Source organism: Bradyrhizobium sp. HKCCYLRH1034 (genome assembly GCF_051168375.1).
Taxonomy (GTDB): Bacteria; Pseudomonadota; Alphaproteobacteria; order Rhizobiales; family Xanthobacteraceae; genus Bradyrhizobium.
In genome coordinates, this window is sequence record NZ_JBNPUW010000009.1 from 179,683 (window position 1) to 197,273 (window position 17,591).

Here is a 17,591-nt window from a genome sequence, read left to right on the forward strand (position 1 = left end):
CATCGATCATGCACAAGCTGCTTCCGCTGCTGTTGATAGTCATCTCCAGCACCGCCGCCCAGGCTCAGGACAGGAGCGCCATGCGCCAGGCCTGCGGCGACGATGTGCGTACGCTCTGTACTGGAATCATGCCAGGCGGCGGCCGCATCAAGCAATGCATGATCGAGAAGTTCGACAAGCTCTCCGACGGTTGCAGGACGGCGTTGAAGGACGCAAAGGCGCAGCAAGGCGGAAAATGATGCCGCCTGCGACGAAAGCCAGCGGGACGCGTCGCTGATCGTTCATGTTCCTTGCAGCGAATGTCTGCTAGAAGACCGCACGATGGCGTCGACACTGCAGCGATGCGCCACATGATCGGCAGAGCTGCATCGGGCGACCGGCGTCGTCGAGAGCTCTATGGTACTGGGAAGAGGTTTCGAGACCTCGAAAATATTGCGAAACCAAAATTTGCCCGACGACGTCTAAGGACTGCACTGCTTCGAAACCAACGAGAGGACCGCACTGCAATGCGCAATCTGTTCACCTCCGCCCTGCTCGCCGCGACCGTCATGTTGGGCGCGTCGGCCGCGCAGGCCTTCACGCTGCCAGCCCAGCCGGCTGCTCCGGACAGCAATGTCGAGCGCGTCGCCGGCGGCTGTGGTCCCGGTTGGTTCCCCGACCGCTGGGGCCGCTGCCGGCCCGCCCCGCGCGTCTATCGCCCCTACGGCTACGGCGTCTACGGCCCGCGCACCTGCTGGGTGCGGCCGACGCCGTGGGGACCGCGCCGCGTCTGCCGTTGATCTGCACGGAAACAAAGCGCCGCCGCGTGTCGAACGCGGCGGCGTTTTCTATTTGGCGAATCGTGATGCATTCCGACATCTCCCGCGAGCTGGGAGATGTGAGCAGCGGCCCTATGTGATCAGCGGGCCTGCACGCCGAACCCGAATCCGAAACCCAGCTCGGCTTGGATTGCCGATCAGCGCGCCGGGATGATCTTGCCTGGATTGAAGATGTTCTGCGGATCGAGCGCCTGCTTCACCGCGCGCATCGCATCGAGCGCTTCCGGGCCGAGCTCGGACTCGAGATATTTCTGCTTGCCCTGGCCGATGCCGTGCTCGCCGGTGCAGGTGCCGCCCATGGCCTGCGCGCGCTCGACGAGGCGATGCATGAACTCGTCGCCGCGCGCCATCTCGTCGGCGTCGTCGACGTCGCACATCAAGGAGCAGTGGAAATTGCCGTCGCCGACATGGCCGACGATCGGCGAGGTCAGCCTGAGACGCGCGAGGTCCTCCTCGGTCTCGGTGACGCAGTCCGCGAGCCTGGAGATCGGCACGCAGACATCGGTCGCGACCACGCCGACACCGGGCCGGATCGCCTTCACGGACCAATAGGCATCGTGACGCGCCTGCCACAGCTTGGTGCGGTCCTCCGGCTTGGTGGTCCAGGCGAAGTCGCCGCCGCCGCACTCCCTGGCGATCTCGGCAAAGTTCTTCGACTGCTCGGCGACCTCGGCCTCGCTGCCGTGAAACTCCAAGAGCAGCAGCGGCGTCTCCGGCAGCGTCAGCTTGGAATAGGCGTTGCACGCCCTGACCTGCGCCGCATTGAGCAGCTCGATGCGCGCCACCGGAATGCCGGTCTGGATCGCGAGGATCGTCGCCTGGCAGGCGCCGCGCACGGTCTCGAACGAGCACGACGCCGCGGCGATGGTCTCGGGAATGCCACGCAGCCGGATGGTCATCTCGCAGATGATGCCGAGCGTGCCCTCGGCGCCGATGAACAGGTGCGTCAAATCGTAGCCGGCCGCGGACTTCTTGGCGCGGGTGCCGGTCTTGATGATCTCGCCGTCGCCGCGCACGACCTTCAGCGCCAGCACGTTCTCGCGGATGGTGCCGTAGCGCACCGCATTGGTGCCGGAGGCCCGCGTCGACGCCATGCCGCCGAGGGACGCGTCGGCGCCGGGATCGATCGGAAAGAACAGGCCCTGGTCGCGCAGATATTCGTTCAAGGTCTTGCGGGTGATGCCGGGCTGGATCACGCAGTCGAGGTCCTCGGCATGCACCTCCAGCACCTTGTTCATGTCGCGCATGTCGATGCAGATGCCGCCGGCCGGCGCATTGACCTGGCCCTCCAACGAGGTGCCGGTGCCGAACGGAATGATCGGCACGCCCTTTGGCGCACAGATGCGGACGACGTCCTGGATGTCGGCGGTCTCCTGCGCCAGCACCACGCCATCCGGCGGCTGCGTCGGCAGCCAGGTCGTGGTATGGCCATGTTGCTCGCGCACGGCCTGCGAGGTGATGAGCCGGTTGCCGAAGCGGGCCGCCAGCGCGTCGAGCGCGCTCTTGAGCGCCTCCGGCGCGGGCCGCTTCAAATCGTGATGGGGGATCGTCGTCGCCACTGCTTCCTCCGAAAGTTGGGCGGACCGTGGCAAAGGACGCAACAGGGGTCAAGGGAGCAAACGGAAGAGCCGATGAGCGATAATGCAGTGCCCACACAAGCCGGCGCGGGGCCGTTCCTGTCGTCCATCATGCAGATCGAGCCGCAATGGATCGACTACAACGGCCATCTCAACATGGCCTATTACAACGTGATGTTCGACCGCGCGATCGACCAGCTATGGGCCGAGCTCGGCATCGGACCGGCCTACATGAAGGAACGGCAGGGCTCGACCTTCATCACGGAGTGCCACGTGCGCTATTTGCGCGAGATCCATCTGGGTGATCCGGTGCAGGTCGCAGTCTGGCTGATCGGTGCCGACGAGAAGCGGCTGCACACGTTCGAGGAGCTCCGCCACGCCGACGAAGGCTGGATCTCGGCGAGTTCGGAGGGCATGTCGGTGCATATCGACATGACCAAGCGCAAGGTCGCGCCGTTTCCGCCGGACATCCAGGCCAACATCGCCCGCGTGCTGCAGGCGCATGCCGCGCTGCCGCAGCCCGACGGGCTCGGCCGCGCCATCGGCATGCCGAAGAGGTGACGGTGACCGGCCGCCGCTACGCCGGCAGGCCGGCGTCGGACAATCCCTCGAATACCCGGGCCGAATAGGCGTCCGGTAGCGGCGGCATGCCGCGCTGGACCTCGGCCAGGGTCAGGTCCGGATAGCCGGCACGCAGCGCCTGCAGACTGCGCAGGGCCGCGGATCGCTCGCCCGCCAGCACGTGGGACGGGCACATGGTCCGGTGCACCCAGAGCGACGACGGGTGCTCGCGCAGGCCGCGCTGCTGCCAGCGCGCCGCCTCCGCGTAGGTCCCGGCGGCGAAATGCGCGCAGCCGATTCCAATGATGGCGTTGAAGGCGAGCGGGTCCTGCGGCGCGAGATCCAGCGCAATCCGAAAGCGCTCGATCGCCGACGCGGCATCGCCGCGATAGACATCGAGCCAGCCGCTGCGGCTCCAGGCCCAGGCGGCACCGCCATCCAGCGCGAGCGCCCGGCCCACCACCTGCTCGGCCTCGGCGAGCTCATCCAGCAAGGTGAGCGCGTTGCCGAGCACGCACAGCACGGTCGCATCCGCAAGCTCGGTCGGCACGCGCTGCGCCAGGGCGCGACCAAGCTGCCGGTCCTGCCCGGGCGCGGTGCCGAAATGATAGACCGCGCGCTGGCCGTAGGCCCAGGCCGCGAGCGCCGTGGCCAGGGCATGACGGGGATCGCGGGCGATGGCCTGATGCAGCAGCTCGAGCGCACTGCGGTTGCCGTCGGCGTCGAGCGACAGCACGCCGGGCATGGCGCGCAGCGCGAGATCCTGCGCGGTCAGATCCTCATCCGGTTTGCGCAGCGCCCGATCGATCTCGGCGCGGCGCAGGCTTTGCAGCAGCGATGCCGCCACGCGGGCGGCCAACCGTTCGTGACTGTCGGCCTCCCACCGCAGCATGACCTCGCCGCGATGCGCCCATATCAGCCCGCCGCTGTCCTGGTCGATCAGCTGCAGCAGCAGCCGTGACGCGCCATCCCGACCCTGGAGCGACGCGTTCATGCGGTAGCGCGCCGCGCGCGGCTGGGTCGTCACGGCAAATCCCGCGCGGGTCAGCGCCAGCGTGAGCTCGGCCGCGAGGTCGTCCGCCAGCTCGCGCACGCTCGGATCGGTGGCGATCATGGCGAAGGCAATGGTCGGCCGATCGCGCACCGGCGCAATGGTGGTGCGCGACGCGGCGAGCTGCGCCATCAAGACCGCCTGCCGCTTCAGGGTTTCCGACGGCGTCTCGCCGTGGCAGCGACGATAGCCGGCGGCGAAGCGGCCGTAATGCGGGAAGCCGCAGCGCAGCGCGACGTCCATCACCTTCCCGCCGGCGCGCCCCTGCAGAAACTCGACGCGGGCGCGCGCGTAGCCGATCTCCTGCCGGACCATTTGCGGCGACCGGCCGATCGACCTGACGAACTCGCGCTGCAAGGTCCGTCCGGAAACGCCGGCAATCTTCGCCAGATCGGCCAGCGTCCAGCGCCGCCCGAGGTCGTCATGCATCGCTTCGAGCGCGCGGCGCACGCTGCGTGGCAAAGGCTGCCGCGCCGCCAGGGGAACCTGATCTCCGTCCATCATGCGACGACGTCCAATTGCCTATGGGTCATCGGCGGCGCTCGAAAAGTTCACGATCCGGATGGCCGTGTCGCGATCTGGATAGCGCCGCCCGAAGCCTGCCGCGTACGTCTCCACACACCAGCGCGCGCAACAGCGCTGCATTCTCCGGAGGAGACCATCATGACCGCATCAGCTGCAATTCAGGCCGGCGCGACCGCAGAGCCGGATTTCACCGCGCTCAAGGCACGCCAGCACAGCGCGTGGTCGTCCGGCGACTACGCCATCGTCGGCAACACGCTGCAGATCGTCGGCGAGGAACTCTGCGAGGCGCTTGACATCCGCGCCGGCCAGAAGGTGCTCGACGTGGCCGCCGGCAACGGCAACGTCACATTGGCTGCGGCGCGGCGCTGGTGCAACGTCGTCTCGACCGACTACGTGCCTGCCCTGCTCGACCGCGGGCGCCAGCGTGCCGCCGCCGACGGCCTGTCCGTGCAGTTCCAGGAGGCCGATGCCGAGGCGCTTCCGTTCGGCGATGGCACATTCGACGTGGTGGTCTCGACATTCGGCGTGATGTTCACGCCCCGGCAGGAGCGCGCCGCCGCCGAGCTCACCCGGGTGTGCCGCAGCGGCGGCAAGATCGGCCTGGCCAATTGGACCCCCGACGGCTTCATCGGCCAGTTGTTCAAGACGCTCGGCAAATATCTGCCACCGCCCGCCGGCGCCAGATCGCCGGCGCTGTGGGGCACCGAGGCACGCATCCGAGAGATGTTCGCCGATGCCACCGACATTCGCTGCCATCGGCGTCATTTCGCGATGCGCTACCGCTCGCCTGAGCATTTCGTCGACGTGTTCAAGACCTACTATGGCCCGGTGCTCAAGGCCTTCGCTGCGCTTGATGGCGACCGCCAGGCCGATCTCAAGCGCGACATGCTGGCCCTGATCGGGACGCTCAATCGCGCCGAGGACGGCACGATGGTGGTGCCGTCGGAGTATCTCGAAGTGGTCATCATCAAACGCTGAGATCGTCAGCTCTGCATCACCCAGTCCGGCAGGCGCGCGAACCAGGGCTGCGCCTGCTCGAGCTGGCGGGCGATCCGCAGCAGCCTCGTCTCGTCGCCGAGCCGGCCCATGCGGGCGCGCCTGCGTCCCGCGCTCAGCTCCCGCCGGCCGCCCTCTTCTTCGCAGCACCGGACTTGGCGACGCGCGCCTTCGCGGCGCGCGGCTTGGGACTGGTGGCCCTGACCGCCAAGCGGGCCTGCGGCCGAATGCGGTAGCGTCCCGACCCCACCGGATCGCGGTTGCTGACCTGGTTCTGCGGCACGCCCTGCAGCACCTGGACGATGTCGTCGCGGACCACCGGGAAGATCCGGTAATACTGGTGCTGCTGCGGGTCCTGCTCGAACGTCGTCACATCCGAACAATCGATCGCGGTGACCTTGTCGCTGATGCTGCCCATGTTGTCGGGACCGTCGCTGCCGAGCCGCGGACCGTTGAATTTCGTGCCCGCGCTCAGCGTATTGAGCACCCAATCCTTGGTCGAGTGATAGACCGTGACGCTGCTCGCAGTGCGCGGCAGATATTTCAGCTTCGCCGGGTCGTCGAACGCGTCCGCGTCCTCGTCGGCCGCCGCGAGCACGACCTTGTCGAAGGTCCTGCGCAATCCGGTCAGGGACGGCTGCGTCCCGCCCATCCGCACCATCGCCGGAACGCCGCCGGCCATGGCCGCGCCGGCGACCGGGTCGGGCATCTGCATCAAGGCCTGCAACGCGTTGCGCAGGACATAGACGCCCATGCTGTGACAGATGAGATGAATGCTCTGGTTGCAGCGTTCGCTCTCGGGCAGCCCGTCGACGAAATCATAGAGCCGCCGCAGCGTGCGTGCCACGGCCGGGCCGGATGCCGCCGCCGTCTTGCGATCGTGCTGGTAGTCCACAAAGGGCAGCGGCACGCCGACCAGCGAGGCGACCGACGGCCAACTGAACACGAACATGTTGGCGTCGATCCCGTAGAACGCCGAGATCCACCCGGCGCGTTCGATCGAGTCGACGAAGCTGTTGCTGAAGCCGTGAATGAACGCCAGCGTCGGCCGCGCCTTCGCCAGCATGTCGGCACGCAGGGCGCCGAAGATCGTATTGCTGCCGAGGACCGCACGGGAGCCTTGCGGAAAGATCAGTTGCTCGTCCTCGACATGAAGCGATCCAGGCACCAGGGCATAGCTCGATGCCTGCAGATCGACCGCGATCTCGGCCCGGCCATACCTGATGTTCAAGCCGTTGACGGGACCGAGCTCGGAGCTGAACCCGGTAATCTGATTCGTGCCTTCAGCCGTGATCGGTTGCCTGTTGGTCGCGAAATAGACTGTGACGTTCATGATCCCGCCCTCTGAAAGTATCGCCAACGTGCATGGCACGGCACCGGACCAGCGGACCGTCGGAAGCGACGCGGAGTAGTTTCCGCACGACGGCAGCGACGTGCGATGTGCCGGGTCCGAAGAACGTGGCCGTCCGAAGAACGTCGCCGAGCCGGCGCGGCTTAGGCGACCGCGCTCCACCTAAGATAGAACACCACAAACAGCGCGCACGCAATCGCGATGGACGTGCACGGCGTCGTGCGACGCACGACCGCGCCGCTCGAACCGGCCCGCCGGGTGTGGTCAGCTCTGCATCACCCAGTCCGGCAGGCGCGCGAACCAGGGCTGCGCCTGCTCGAGCTGGCGGGCGAGCTGCAGCAGCCTCGTCTCGTCGCCGAGCCGGCCCACGAACTGCACGCCAAGCGGCAGGCCGTCGGCGGTCCAGTGCAGCGGCACGCTCATCGCCGGCGTGCCCGTGAGATTGGCGAGCTGCGTGAACGGGACATATTGCAGGCTGTCGCGGGCGATCTTGTCGATCATGCCGTCGAGCAGGCCCCAGCGCGTCATCAGCCCGAGCAGGCCGATGCGGTCGAGCATGTCGAGCAGGGTCTGCTCGGCGGTGCTCGGATCGCCCTCGCCGTGCCGGATCGGAGGGTGCGCGAGCGTCGGCGTCAGCAGCAGGTCGTAGCGGGCATGGAAGCGCGCCAGCGCCCGCGCGAACTCGTTCCATTTCAAGAGCTGCGTCGTCAGCGCGCCGGCCGAGATCGCGCCGCCGAGCGTCGACAGCACCCGCGTCAGCAGCTCGAACTCCTCGCGCCTGGCGCCCTTGCCGCGCGCGTCGGCGACCAGCGCCGCGACCTGGCCAAAATAGATGTGCAGGAACGCTGTCGCGAGCGCGGCGCCATCGATGTCGGGCGAGGCCTCCTCGACCTCGTGACCAAGGCCCTGCAGCAGCTTCACGGCGTTGTCGACCGCAAGCTTCGCCTCGGCATGCACCTCGGTCCCGATCGGCGACGCCACCGTGTAGCCGATGCGCAGGCGGCCGGGATCGCGGGCCACCGCGTTGGCGTAGACCACGCCGGGCTCGGCGGTGAGAAAGGGATCACCGGGCTCGCCGCCCGCGATGACGTCGAGCGCGAGCGCGGTGTCGCGGACGCTGCGCGACACCACGCCCTCGCTGGATGCGCCGAACCAGTACTCGCCGAAGCCGGGCCCTGACGAGATCAGCCCGCGCGATGGCTTCAGGCCGAACAGGCCGCAGCAGGCGGCGGGAATGCGGATCGAGCCGCCGCCGTCATTGCCGGCGGCCATCGGCACGACGCCCGAAGCGACCGCCGCCGCAGCGCCGCCGCTGGAGCCGCCGGGCGTATGTGCGGGATTCCAGGGGTTGCTGACGCGGCCGAAGGCGCGGGAGTCGCTGACGCCCTTCAGCGCGAGCTCCGGCAGGTTGGTCTTGCCGAAGATCACCAGGCCGGCCTCGAGATACCGCCTGACGACCGAGGCATGCTCGCCGGCGACGAATCCGGATAGCGCCTTGCTGCCATAGGCCGTCGGCAGGCCCGCATAGTCCTGGGCGCAGTCCTTGATCAGGAACGGTACGCCGGTGAGCGGGCCGTTGGCGGGCTTGGCGAGCTGCGCGCGGGCCTCGCGCTCCATCAGCCTGCAGACCGCGTTGGTCCTCGGCTGGGCCCGCTCGTTCTGCGCCAGCGCGAGCTGAAGCAGCTCGGCCGCATTGGTCTCGCCGCCCTTCACCGCGGCGGCAAGCGCCGTCGCATCGCGCTGCACATAGTCCCGGACGTTCACATTGCCCTCCCCGCGCCGCCATTCGTCGCCGTGATCGTAGCTGATTCTGGCTGCGACCGAGGCGCAGTTGCGCCGAACGCGGCGGCAATACGGCGCATTGGCGGCAATCGTGGCCACACGATGATCTGCTGCGGTCGACTTGAGGGCGGGATTACGCAGTCTGGTCCTGATTTTAGTTAATTTGATTCAGATCATTCGTCCTGTCCCTTGCACCGACCTAACCTTATGCATCGTTAGTTGCGTAGAGTGACGAGAGAGCGATGGGACGCCTCGCAAGCCTGCTGAGCCGAGCGCACGGTCCGCATGAGGATGCGGCAGCCCTGCCCGTGACCACCGCCGACTACTTCATCCTGCTGTCGCGCGCGATGGAGAGCCTGCCGGATTCCACCCCCGAACGCCGCGCCGAAGTCTACCAGTCGGCCCGCCAGGCGCTGGTGACCCAGTTGCAGGCGATGGATCCGCCGGTCTCGCGATCACGCATCAAGGCCGAGCAGCGCGCGCTCGACGATGCGGTTGATACGATCGAGACGCGCGCGCTGACGGCGCCGGACGGCAGTCCGGAACAGACGACGACGCTGGTCCCGGATGACCCGCTGTATCCCTCCTTCGTTACTGCACAAATCGACATTCCGACCGCTTCCGTTTCAACAGCTCAAGATGATGACCAGGACCCCGCCATGGCTCAAACCCAGTTTCATTCCAAGTTTGCCCCGCGCGCCGTCGAGGAGAAGCCGATGTCACGACTCGATGAAATCAACCGGGTGCTGCGCAAGCTGCAGAGCGACTCGTTCGGGGTCGAGGCCTGCGCGCTGATCTCGGAGGACGGGCTGATGATCGCGAGCGTGCTCGCGGCCGACATGGAGGAGACGCGGGTTGCCGGCATGACCGCGACCTTGCTGTCGCTCGGCGGCCGCGCCGCCATGGAGCTCGGCCGCAGCCATCTGCAGGAGGTCATCATCCGCGGCGAGTCCGGCTATGCCGTGCTGGTCAGCGCCGGCCGCGGCGCGCTGCTGCTCGCGCTCACCAACGAGAACAGCAAGCTCGGGCTGACCTTCTTCGACATGCGCGAAGCCGTCAGATCGCTGCAGAAGGTACTGTAGCGCACCGTCGTCCAATGAGCCGGCGCGCTGCGATGGCGCGGCGCCGGCGGGAGTAGTTTCATGGCCAATACCGTCCTCTACGACGACGGCGTTCACAAGAACATTCTGCTGGAGGATTTCGGCGCCGGCGACCACGCGGTGCAGGCGAACCAGCATCTGATCATCCACGACCGCGTCGGCATGCTGCTCGATCCGGGCGGCCACAAGGTCTATTCCAGGGTGCTCAGCGAGACCTTCAGCGAGCTCTCGGGCGGGCGGCTGAAATATCTGTTCCTGTCGCACCAGGATCCCGACATCGTCGCGGCGATCAACGGCTGGCTGATGACGACCGACGCCGACGCCTACATCTCCGAGCTGTGGACCCGCTTCGTGCCGCATTTCGGCTTCGACCACATCGTTGCCCACCGGCTGAAGCCGATCCCCGACGAGGGCATGGTGTTCGATCTCGCGGGCAGCAGGCTGTACGCGCTGCCGGCGCACTTCCTGCACAGTGAGGGCAATTTCCAGCTCTACGATCCGATCTCGAAGATCCTCTATAGCGGCGACCTCGGCGCCTCGATCGGCGTCGACTACACCGTCGTGCGCGACTTCAAGGCGCATACGCGCTTCATGGAGGGCTTTCACCGGCGCTACATGGTCTCCAACCGCGTCATGAAGGCGTGGGCGCAGATGGTCAGCACGCTCGACATCGAGATCATCGCCCCGCAGCACGGCGCGCTGTTTCCGGATGCTACGATGTCGCGCCAGTTCATCGCGTGGTGCGCGGGGCTCGAATGCGGCATCGACCTGATCACGCCGAAATTCAAGGTGCCCGTGGGCTGACATGCTGGCGCCCTCCCCGAACTCCGCTCTGCCTTCTCCCGCCATGCGCATCGATGCGTGCACCGTGGCCGGCGAAGAGGCGCCGGTCTGGCTCGCCGCGGCCTTCGCCGTCGCCGGCACCCTGATCGCCGTCATGTCGGCAGCGCTCTGGCAGCAAGGCACCGCCACGCCGCCGGTCGCGACGGCCGCAATGCCGGTGACGGCCGTGCCGCAGCGCGACGCCCCCGTTGCCGACGCGGCACCCAAGCGACGGGAGGCGCGGATCGTCGACCCGGCACCGGTCGCGGCGCCGCCGATGCCGCCCGCGATCGCTCCCGTCGTGGTCGCGCCACCGACACCGCCGGTCGCCCCGGCAGCGCCCCCGGAGCCCCAGAGCCCCGCGAAGCCCTCCGCCGAGTGCTTCGCGCCGCTGGCGGTCGGCTTCGAGCGCGGCAGCGCACGACCGAACCCTGCCGACATGAAGCGGTCGCTGGCGATCCTGCAACGCGCGCTCGCGCGCCATGGTGAGGCGACCATCATCATCGAGGGGCATACCGATGCCAGCGGCACCGAGGATCTGAACGTGCTGCTCAGCTATTCGCGCGCCAAGGAGATCGCGGCCCAGTTGAAGCGCGAGGGCCTCCCCGCGCAGCGGATGTCGGTGCGCGCGGCCGGCGCCGGCGAGGCGCGCGGCGATGCCCAGGCGGTCGCGGGCGACCGCAAGGCCGTGCTGCGCATTGCGGGCGTCGATGATTGCAGTCAACTCACAGCGACGAAGCGACCATGACGATCTATGCCATCGTGAGCGGCCTCGGCGCCGCCATTCTGCTGTTGACCTCGGGCTATCTGTTCGGCGCCCGCCAGGGCGCGCTGTCCCGCGAGCTGTTGCGCCGGCAGGTGCAGATGCAGGCGGCCAGCCTCGACCAGTTGCAGGAGCAGAGCAGCCACGACGCCATCGAGCGGGAGACCAGCCTGCGCAGCGCGATCGAAGATGTGCTGGCGCCGCTGGTCGAGCGTGAGCGCATCTCGCTGGATCTGGCGCAGCTCGCGAGCCGGCCGGGCCGGCGCCGCGAGCTGGTGCCGCTGCTCGACCGCATCGCCGAAGTCGGCCGCTTCCAGACCGTGCTGCTCACCAACGAGGAAGGCTTGCCGCTCGCGGCCAATACGACCGCACACCGCACCGAGCAGCTTGCGGCGGCGGCGACGCGGCTTGCGCTCGTGGCGGAGAAGATCGCCGACGAGACCCACATCGCGCCGTTGTCGGTGATGCTGCGCGACGCCTCGGAGGCGACGACGCTGTGCCGGATCTTCCGCGTGCAGGACCAGACGCTCACTCTGACCGCGCTCTCCAACGATACGCGCCTCGCCTCCGTGGCGCTCGATCCCGCCCTCGCCAAGGTGCAGGTCGCGCTGACGGCCCCGGCCTGACACCTCCTCAAAACGCAAAGGGCGCCGCACCTCTTGCGAGGCACTGCGCCCTTCGCCGACCTCATTGTCAGGGATGAGGCCGACTACACGCGGCTGCGGCCGCGGGCGAGGCCCACGACGGCCGAAACCAGAAACAGCACGATGGCGATGAAGAAGATGATCTTGGCGATCTCGATGGAGGCACCGGCGACGCCGCCGAAGCCGAGAATGCCGGCGATCAATGCGATAACCAGGAAGGTGACAACCCAGCCTAACATGACACGACCTCTGTCTCTCGATTGCGGTTCAAAGCGACGCGGAGCTTGCGCCGTTGCCGAAATAATCATGGCTCGGAACAAAGGTTCCGGCCACGCGGGCCGCTAAAATTTCGCGATTTGCCGGAACAAATGCCCAGCGAGGCTGGAGCGGCGTCCGTCTGGCCCGATTTAGGGCTGTAAAACGCCGGACCCGGCCCCATATAGCCGTCAATCCCTGCTATGAGGGCTCCTTCCTGCAGACCTCGTGATGCCGTCATATGATGCCATCCGAGGGACGAGACTGATTCGCTGATGACCGAGCCCAACCGCGTGAGCCCCTTTCCTGCGCCTGACCACCAGCCCGTTGCCGGCGGCATCGCCGCGCGCGCCCGCGCCGCCGCGACCGGTGGCGCGCGCTATCTGGCCGGCCTCAATCCGGAGCAGCGCGAGGCGGTCGAAACGCTCGATGGCCCGGTGCTCGTGCTCGCCGGCGCAGGCACCGGCAAGACCCGTGTGCTGACCACGCGCATCGCGCATATCCTGAGCCAAGGCCGCGCCCGGCCGAGCGAGATCCTGTCGGTGACCTTCACCAACAAGGCCGCACGCGAGATGAAGACGCGGCTTGCCGAGATGCTCGGACAGGCGGTCGAGGGCATGCCCTGGCTCGGCACCTTCCACTCGATCTCCGGCCGCATCCTGCGCAGCCATGCCGAGCTGGTGCAGCTCAAGTCCAATTTCACCGTGCTCGACGTCGATGACCAGATCCGCCTGCTCAAGCAGTTGCTGCAAGCCGAGAACATCGACGACAAGCGCTGGCCGGCGCGCATGCTGGCCGGCCTGATCGACGGCTGGAAGAACCGCGGCCTGGCGCCGTCCCAGGTGCCTTCGGGCGAGGCCGCCGTGTTCGCCAACGGCAAGGGCGGCAAGCTCTATGCGAGCTACCAGGAACGGCTGAAGATCCTCAACGCCGCCGATTTCGGCGACCTGCTGCTGGAGAGCATCCGGCTGTTCCGCGAGAACCCTGACGTGCTGCGGCAATATCAGAGCCGCTTCAAGTTCATCCTGGTCGACGAGTATCAGGACACCAACGTCGCGCAATATCTGTGGCTGCGGCTGCTGTCGCAGGCGCCGAGTTCGTCGCGTGCCGTCGCCCCATCCTCCGTCATTCCGGGGCGGCTCGAAGAGCCGAACCCGGAATCCCGCGCTGAGGATAACCAACTGCGAGATTCCGGGTTCGCACCCGGCGGTGCGCCCCGGAATGACGACGCCGCGCAGGGCGCCACGCCGCCGCTCAAGAACATCTGCTGCGTCGGCGACGACGATCAGTCGATCTATGGCTGGCGTGGCGCCGAGGTCGACAACATCCTGCGCTTCGAGCACGACTTCCCCGGCGCCAAGGTCATTCGCCTCGAGCGCAACTACCGCTCCACCGGGCACATCCTCGCCGCCGCCTCGCACCTCATCACCCACAATGAAGGCCGGCTCGGCAAGACCTTGCATACCGAGGACGTCGAGGGCGAGAAGGTCACCGTCACCGGCGCCTGGGATTCCGAAGAGGAAGCGCGCGGCATCGGCGAGGAGATCGAGGAGCTGCAGCGCAAGGGCGAGCATCTCAACGACATCGCGATCCTGGTGCGCGCGTCCTACCAGATGCGCGAGTTCGAAGACCGCTTCGTCACGCTCGGCCTGCCCTATCGCGTGATCGGCGGCCCGCGCTTCTACGAGCGCGCCGAGATCCGCGACGCGCTGGCCTATTTGCGCGTCATCAACTCGCCGGCCGACGACCTCGCCTTCGAGCGCATCGTCAACGTGCCGAAGCGCGGGCTCGGTGATGCCACGGTGCAGATGCTGCACGACCACGCCCGCAAGCGCCGCATCCCGCTGTTCGAGGCGGCGCGCGCGGTGGTCGAGACCGACGAGCTGAAGCCGAAGGCGCGCGGCTCGCTGCGCGGGCTGATCCTGCAGTTCGAGCGCTGGCGCGCCCAGCGCGAGGTGACGCCGCATACCGAGCTCGCCGAGATCGTGCTCGACGAGAGCGGCTACACCGAGATGTGGCAGAAGGACCGCTCGGCCGATGCGGCCGGGCGACTGGACAACCTCAAGGAGCTCGTCCGCTCGATGGAGGAGTTCGAGAACCTGCACGGCTTCCTCGAGCACATCTCGCTGGTGATGGACCGCGAGGGCGCGGCCGACGAGGAAGCGGTGTCGCTGATGACCTTGCATTCGGCCAAGGGGCTGGAGTTCGACAACGTGTTCCTGCCGGGCTGGGAGGAAGGGCTATTCCCGAGCCAGCGCACGCTCGACGAGCAGGGCCGCGCCGGGCTGGAAGAGGAGCGCCGCCTCGCCCATGTCGGCCTGACCCGCGCGCGGCGTCGGGCAAAAATCTATTTCGCCACCAACCGCCGCATCCACGGCACCTGGACCACCACGATCCCGTCGCGCTTTCTCGACGAGCTGCCCGCGGCGAGCGTCGAGATCACCGAGTCGAAGGGCGGCTCGGGCTGGGGCGGCGCCGGGGGCTACGGCCCGTCGCGCTTCGACAATGTCGAGTCGTTCGGATCGAGCTATTCCACGCCGGGTTGGCAGCGCGCGCAGGCACGTCGGCCGGGCGCAGCGCGCGGTTCGTCGGAGGGCGGCTTCAAGGAAGAGCCGTCGCCGTTCTCGGGCCGTGATCCGTTCGGCAGCGGCTTCGGCGGTCATTTCGGCCGTGGCAAGCGCGGACCGATGACCATCGAGGGCGAGCTGGTGGCGAAATCCACCGGCACGACATCGGAATTCGCCCTCGACGACCGCGTCTTCCATCAGAAGTTCGGCTATGGCCGCGTCGTCAAGATCGACGGCAACAAGCTGACCATCGCCTTCGACAAGGCCGGCGAAAAGCACGTCGTCGACAGCTTCGTGCAGCGGGCGTGACCCCGCGCGAGCGGCGGTGCTTGCTGAAGTTCGGGCCTAAAGCTATGATTGTAAAATTTCATGGCATAGCTCCATGGCTGCACCTTTCACGCCGAATGACATTATTGCGTTGGCCGTCGATGCCGAGCGAGGGACGGCTCCGGAGCTGATCATCGGCAGCTTCAAGCGACTGGTTCAGGAGTATGCCTTCCAGAGCGCCCATTGTGATCCGGACGAACGGCTGAGTGTTGCTGCCGAGCATGCCGGATACCTCACGACCCGGAGCGGGTCCTGGACGGTCTACGTACCTTGGCCGCTTGCGTTTGCATTCCCCAGCGCGATCACCCTCGACGGGCTCGTCAGCGTGGCGGAACGAAGCATGTTGGAGGGACGCGGGAACGTCGTCTTGTCCGGCTCCACGACGTTCGCTGGACGGGTGGCCGCGCTGGGGGATGTCGACCTTGCCCAATACATCTTCGACGATGGCAGCGAGATCGCCAATCGTGTCGAACGTCTCATGCGTCGTGATGGTCCGACCATTCTGGTTCGGGTCAAATTCGATCGAGAGTATCAGGCTCCGTGGGAAGACCTCATCACCGCGTTGGGTCGGCTGCGTTCGCTGGCGACCGAAAGCGAGCGGATCAAGCTCGACTTCGTCGACGGCGTCACGCCATTTGGCGTGATGCCGGTATCGAACGTCGTGCTGCCTTCCGATCCGTCCGATCGGAGCAAGGGTGCGGCCAGCCGCAGCTTCGTCTTCCAGGAGGCCGTGCTCACAGCCGACGGCAACCCGCCCTGGCCGCTGGTCGTCCCCGAGGAGCTTCTGCGCTATCTCAAGTTTCTGCTCCGCGACATGTTGGCTCACCGACAGGCGGGCAAGCTCGTCAAAGCGCTCAAGCGCGCGCTCTCCTTGACCCGAATTCTGGGTTTGGCGGAGCTAGGAGACCGCGCCGAGGCCGTGCTAGCCTCACGTTCTGCGGCCGGACTGGCGCAGGAGAGCTGCATGGCGGAACTCGAAGCGCTCTGGCCCTACCTGAATGCCGATCAGCAGGCACGTCTCGATGCCAGCTTGAAGGAAAAGAAAGGACTAGCAGCTAGCATTGTGGAAAGTAAGGGACTACCTACTCAGTGCTCGTCTCTGATCGATGAGCTGATGGAGAAAGTGAAGCAGTTTCTCGCTCATGAGGGCGTCTCTTTCGCGTCCTGGGCAGATGGTGGGTCATGACCGCAGGTGCCAAGATCGAGCAGCTCCTCGAACTGACCGGCACGCCTCCCGAACGGCGCGCGGGGGCGCGGAAGAACTACAACAGCCTCGTTGAACGCGAGGGCGAACAGGCCATCGACCAGCGCATCGCGGAGTTCGAGGCGATGCATTCTCAGGTGACGGCGTGGCGGGAAAGCCGGCGTCCAGCGGCAGCCGCAGCGACCGCGTCCGCCGACGTTCGCCAGCCGACCAGGACGAGACATGACGTCGGCTCACATGTTGCAGCTCCGGCATTCCTGAACATGCTCGCCCGCGAGAAACTGCTGGCCAGGCGGCTGGAAGGCTATATCGACGCGCTGATGGTTCACGTCGATCATCTTTGGGCCTCGCAGCGGCTCGCCGATATCAACCAGATCGCCACGCTGGGACGAGAGGCGGGATTCCTCACGATCGAACCGGCCAATCCATTCGGAACCAACCGGCTGTTTTCGGCACGAACGTCGGCCAATCTCGTCCGGTTGATCGAAGCGCTGGCAGACAAGGGGCCGTCGAACGCCGAACACTCTCTGTTCGAGAAGATCGAAGATCTCGTTCGATCGATCGAGAGCGCAAGCCCCGTGCTGGCGATCCGGCGCATCGATACTGACCAGACACTTTCCGGTCTGGGCAGGATTGCCGCTTTCGCGAACGATCTGGTCCCCGATGCGATCTTCACGCTGAATCGCGGCGGCGCCTCCGTGGGGCGGTTCGTCAAGGAGTATCTGCGGCTGGACATTCCCGTCATCCCCCTCGAGGGTGACAGCACCGGCGTGAGATTGGCGTCCAGCTTCATCGGCCCTCCCGTCCTGTTCAAGCCGCTGGTGATCGATGATGTCGCACGCAGCGGTCGCACGGTGGCTCAGGCGTTCGATTGGATCGGTCAGAACTACCCGTCGGCAGCTCCCAGGGCCACGACCATCGCCGCATCCTTGGACGCTATCGAGCTCGTGGGCCAGGCCTGTCTGCTGACGTCGAACCCGATGGAGCACGGAGCGATCGAGCTGCCATATGATCCGCATGCCGGCTTCGCGATCGAAACGCTCGGGCGATACACGGTCTATGTCTTTGGCGCCAACGCCACGTCCCCCGAAAACCGCCTGGTGGTTTCGACGGACATCGTCGACAAGCTCGTTGCCGAGCAGGGACGGCTCTTCGCCGAGATGGATCGCGTCCTGAAATCCACTTTTTGACCGACGATCGCTCCAGAGGCCGGTCATTTGCAGCCGAACGCGCCTGCTGAACGTCTCC

At 66.8% G+C, this 17,591-nt stretch carries 16 protein-coding genes; 11 read left to right on the plus strand and 5 right to left on the minus strand.

What is annotated here, in order from left to right:
- The first annotated feature begins 8 nt into the window (after positions 1 to 8).
- Both ACQR0W_RS22385 and ACQR0W_RS22390 read left to right on the plus strand, forming a co-directional pair.
- Positions 9 to 239, plus strand: a complete 231-nt coding sequence (locus ACQR0W_RS22385; protein ID WP_315736839.1) for a hypothetical protein — start codon at positions 9 to 11, stop codon at positions 237 to 239.
- A 267-nt stretch (positions 240 to 506) separates the two neighbouring features.
- Complete coding sequence (locus ACQR0W_RS22390; protein WP_315713392.1) at positions 507 to 779, plus strand: GCG_CRPN prefix-to-repeats domain-containing protein; 273 nt, start codon at positions 507 to 509, stop codon at positions 777 to 779.
- Between the two features lie 176 nt (positions 780 to 955).
- Here ACQR0W_RS22390 and ACQR0W_RS22395 read toward each other — a convergent pair whose 3' ends face one another.
- Entirely contained in the window at positions 956 to 2,377 is a 1,422-nt protein-coding gene (locus ACQR0W_RS22395; RefSeq protein WP_315713393.1) for an FAD-binding oxidoreductase, read from the minus strand.
- A 72-nt stretch (positions 2,378 to 2,449) separates the two neighbouring features.
- Between ACQR0W_RS22395 and ACQR0W_RS22400 the strand changes: the two genes are divergently transcribed.
- Positions 2,450 to 2,956, plus strand: coding sequence for a thioesterase family protein (locus ACQR0W_RS22400; RefSeq protein WP_315713394.1), 507 nt, complete (start codon positions 2,450 to 2,452; stop codon positions 2,954 to 2,956).
- Positions 2,957 to 2,972: 16 nt separating this feature from the next.
- Here ACQR0W_RS22400 and ACQR0W_RS22405 read toward each other — a convergent pair whose 3' ends face one another.
- Positions 2,973 to 4,511: a helix-turn-helix domain-containing protein gene (locus ACQR0W_RS22405; protein WP_434840762.1), complete on the minus strand. Its 1,539-nt coding sequence runs from the start codon at positions 4,509 to 4,511 to the stop codon at positions 2,973 to 2,975.
- A 159-nt stretch (positions 4,512 to 4,670) separates the two neighbouring features.
- Between ACQR0W_RS22405 and ACQR0W_RS22410 the strand changes: the two genes are divergently transcribed.
- Positions 4,671 to 5,510 (plus strand): class I SAM-dependent methyltransferase, encoded by an 840-nt coding sequence (locus tag ACQR0W_RS22410; RefSeq protein ID WP_316169800.1) that lies wholly within the window; start codon positions 4,671 to 4,673, stop codon positions 5,508 to 5,510.
- 133 nt (positions 5,511 to 5,643) lie between these two features.
- On the opposite strand, the gene ACQR0W_RS22415 is transcribed toward ACQR0W_RS22410, so the two are convergent.
- Positions 5,644 to 6,861: an alpha/beta hydrolase gene (locus ACQR0W_RS22415; RefSeq protein ID WP_316165973.1), complete on the minus strand. Its 1,218-nt coding sequence runs from the start codon at positions 6,859 to 6,861 to the stop codon at positions 5,644 to 5,646.
- A 282-nt stretch (positions 6,862 to 7,143) separates the two neighbouring features.
- Entirely contained in the window at positions 7,144 to 8,643 is a 1,500-nt protein-coding gene (locus tag ACQR0W_RS22420; RefSeq protein ID WP_316169872.1) for an amidase, read from the minus strand.
- 260 nt (positions 8,644 to 8,903) lie between these two features.
- On the opposite strand from ACQR0W_RS22420, the gene ACQR0W_RS22425 reads away from it, so the two are divergent.
- The 4 genes from ACQR0W_RS22425 to ACQR0W_RS22440 are packed head-to-tail and all read left to right on the plus strand — an operon-like array spanning position 8,904 to position 11,972.
- Positions 8,904 to 9,743: a roadblock/LC7 domain-containing protein gene (locus ACQR0W_RS22425; protein ID WP_315825259.1), complete on the plus strand. Its 840-nt coding sequence runs from the start codon at positions 8,904 to 8,906 to the stop codon at positions 9,741 to 9,743.
- 60 nt (positions 9,744 to 9,803) lie between these two features.
- On the plus strand, positions 9,804 to 10,565 hold the full coding sequence (locus tag ACQR0W_RS22430; protein WP_315713400.1) for an MBL fold metallo-hydrolase: 762 nt from the start codon (positions 9,804 to 9,806) through the stop codon (positions 10,563 to 10,565).
- Position 10,566: 1 nt separating this feature from the next.
- Positions 10,567 to 11,331, plus strand: coding sequence for an OmpA family protein (locus tag ACQR0W_RS22435; protein WP_316169801.1), 765 nt, complete (start codon positions 10,567 to 10,569; stop codon positions 11,329 to 11,331).
- On the plus strand, positions 11,328 to 11,972 hold the full coding sequence (locus ACQR0W_RS22440; RefSeq protein ID WP_315713402.1) for a hypothetical protein: 645 nt from the start codon (positions 11,328 to 11,330) through the stop codon (positions 11,970 to 11,972). The genes ACQR0W_RS22435 and ACQR0W_RS22440 overlap by 4 nt, the downstream gene beginning before the upstream one ends.
- 83 nt (positions 11,973 to 12,055) lie before the next feature.
- Here the strand turns inward: ACQR0W_RS22440 and ACQR0W_RS22445 are convergent, their stop codons facing one another.
- The gene (locus ACQR0W_RS22445) at positions 12,056 to 12,229 is read right to left on the minus strand and encodes a DUF1328 domain-containing protein (protein WP_009030497.1); all 174 of its coding nucleotides are present in this window, start codon (positions 12,227 to 12,229) and stop codon (positions 12,056 to 12,058) included.
- A gap of 291 nt (positions 12,230 to 12,520) precedes the next feature.
- Between ACQR0W_RS22445 and ACQR0W_RS22450 the strand changes: the two genes are divergently transcribed.
- The 3 genes from ACQR0W_RS22450 to ACQR0W_RS22460 all read left to right on the plus strand — a co-directional run bounded on the left by ACQR0W_RS22450 (position 12,521) and on the right by ACQR0W_RS22460 (position 17,533).
- Entirely contained in the window at positions 12,521 to 15,121 is a 2,601-nt protein-coding gene (locus ACQR0W_RS22450; RefSeq protein WP_315752452.1) for an ATP-dependent helicase, read from the plus strand.
- A gap of 73 nt (positions 15,122 to 15,194) precedes the next feature.
- On the plus strand, positions 15,195 to 16,325 hold the full coding sequence (locus ACQR0W_RS22455; RefSeq protein ID WP_315825262.1) for a hypothetical protein: 1,131 nt from the start codon (positions 15,195 to 15,197) through the stop codon (positions 16,323 to 16,325).
- A 281-nt stretch (positions 16,326 to 16,606) separates the two neighbouring features.
- Positions 16,607 to 17,533 (plus strand): hypothetical protein, encoded by a 927-nt coding sequence (locus ACQR0W_RS22460; RefSeq protein ID WP_316169803.1) that lies wholly within the window; start codon positions 16,607 to 16,609, stop codon positions 17,531 to 17,533.
- The last annotated feature ends 58 nt before the right edge of the window (positions 17,534 to 17,591 follow it).

Bases quoted from the DNA above. Each gene is read 5' to 3' on its own strand.
- ACQR0W_RS22385 (WP_315736839.1), top strand. From the start codon at position 9: ATGCACAAGCTGCTTCCGCTGCTGTTGATAGTCATCTCCAGCACCGCC.
- ACQR0W_RS22390 (WP_315713392.1), top strand. From the start codon at position 507: ATGCGCAATCTGTTCACCTCCGCCCTGCTCGCCGCGACCGTCATGTTG.
- ACQR0W_RS22400 (WP_315713394.1), top strand. From the start codon at position 2,450: ATGAGCGATAATGCAGTGCCCACACAAGCCGGCGCGGGGCCGTTCCTG.
- ACQR0W_RS22405 (WP_434840762.1), bottom strand. From the start codon at position 4,511: ATGATGGACGGAGATCAGGTTCCCCTGGCGGCGCGGCAGCCTTTGCCA.
- ACQR0W_RS22410 (WP_316169800.1), top strand. From the start codon at position 4,671: ATGACCGCATCAGCTGCAATTCAGGCCGGCGCGACCGCAGAGCCGGAT.
- ACQR0W_RS22415 (WP_316165973.1), bottom strand. From the start codon at position 6,861: ATGAACGTCACAGTCTATTTCGCGACCAACAGGCAACCGATCACGGCT.
- ACQR0W_RS22425 (WP_315825259.1), top strand. From the start codon at position 8,904: ATGGGACGCCTCGCAAGCCTGCTGAGCCGAGCGCACGGTCCGCATGAG.
- ACQR0W_RS22430 (WP_315713400.1), top strand. From the start codon at position 9,804: ATGGCCAATACCGTCCTCTACGACGACGGCGTTCACAAGAACATTCTG.
- ACQR0W_RS22435 (WP_316169801.1), top strand. From the start codon at position 10,567: ATGCTGGCGCCCTCCCCGAACTCCGCTCTGCCTTCTCCCGCCATGCGC.
- ACQR0W_RS22440 (WP_315713402.1), top strand. From the start codon at position 11,328: ATGACGATCTATGCCATCGTGAGCGGCCTCGGCGCCGCCATTCTGCTG.
- ACQR0W_RS22445 (WP_009030497.1), bottom strand. From the start codon at position 12,229: ATGTTAGGCTGGGTTGTCACCTTCCTGGTTATCGCATTGATCGCCGGC.
- ACQR0W_RS22450 (WP_315752452.1), top strand. From the start codon at position 12,521: ATGACCGAGCCCAACCGCGTGAGCCCCTTTCCTGCGCCTGACCACCAG.
- ACQR0W_RS22455 (WP_315825262.1), top strand. From the start codon at position 15,195: ATGGCTGCACCTTTCACGCCGAATGACATTATTGCGTTGGCCGTCGAT.
- ACQR0W_RS22460 (WP_316169803.1), top strand. From the start codon at position 16,607: ATGCTCGCCCGCGAGAAACTGCTGGCCAGGCGGCTGGAAGGCTATATC.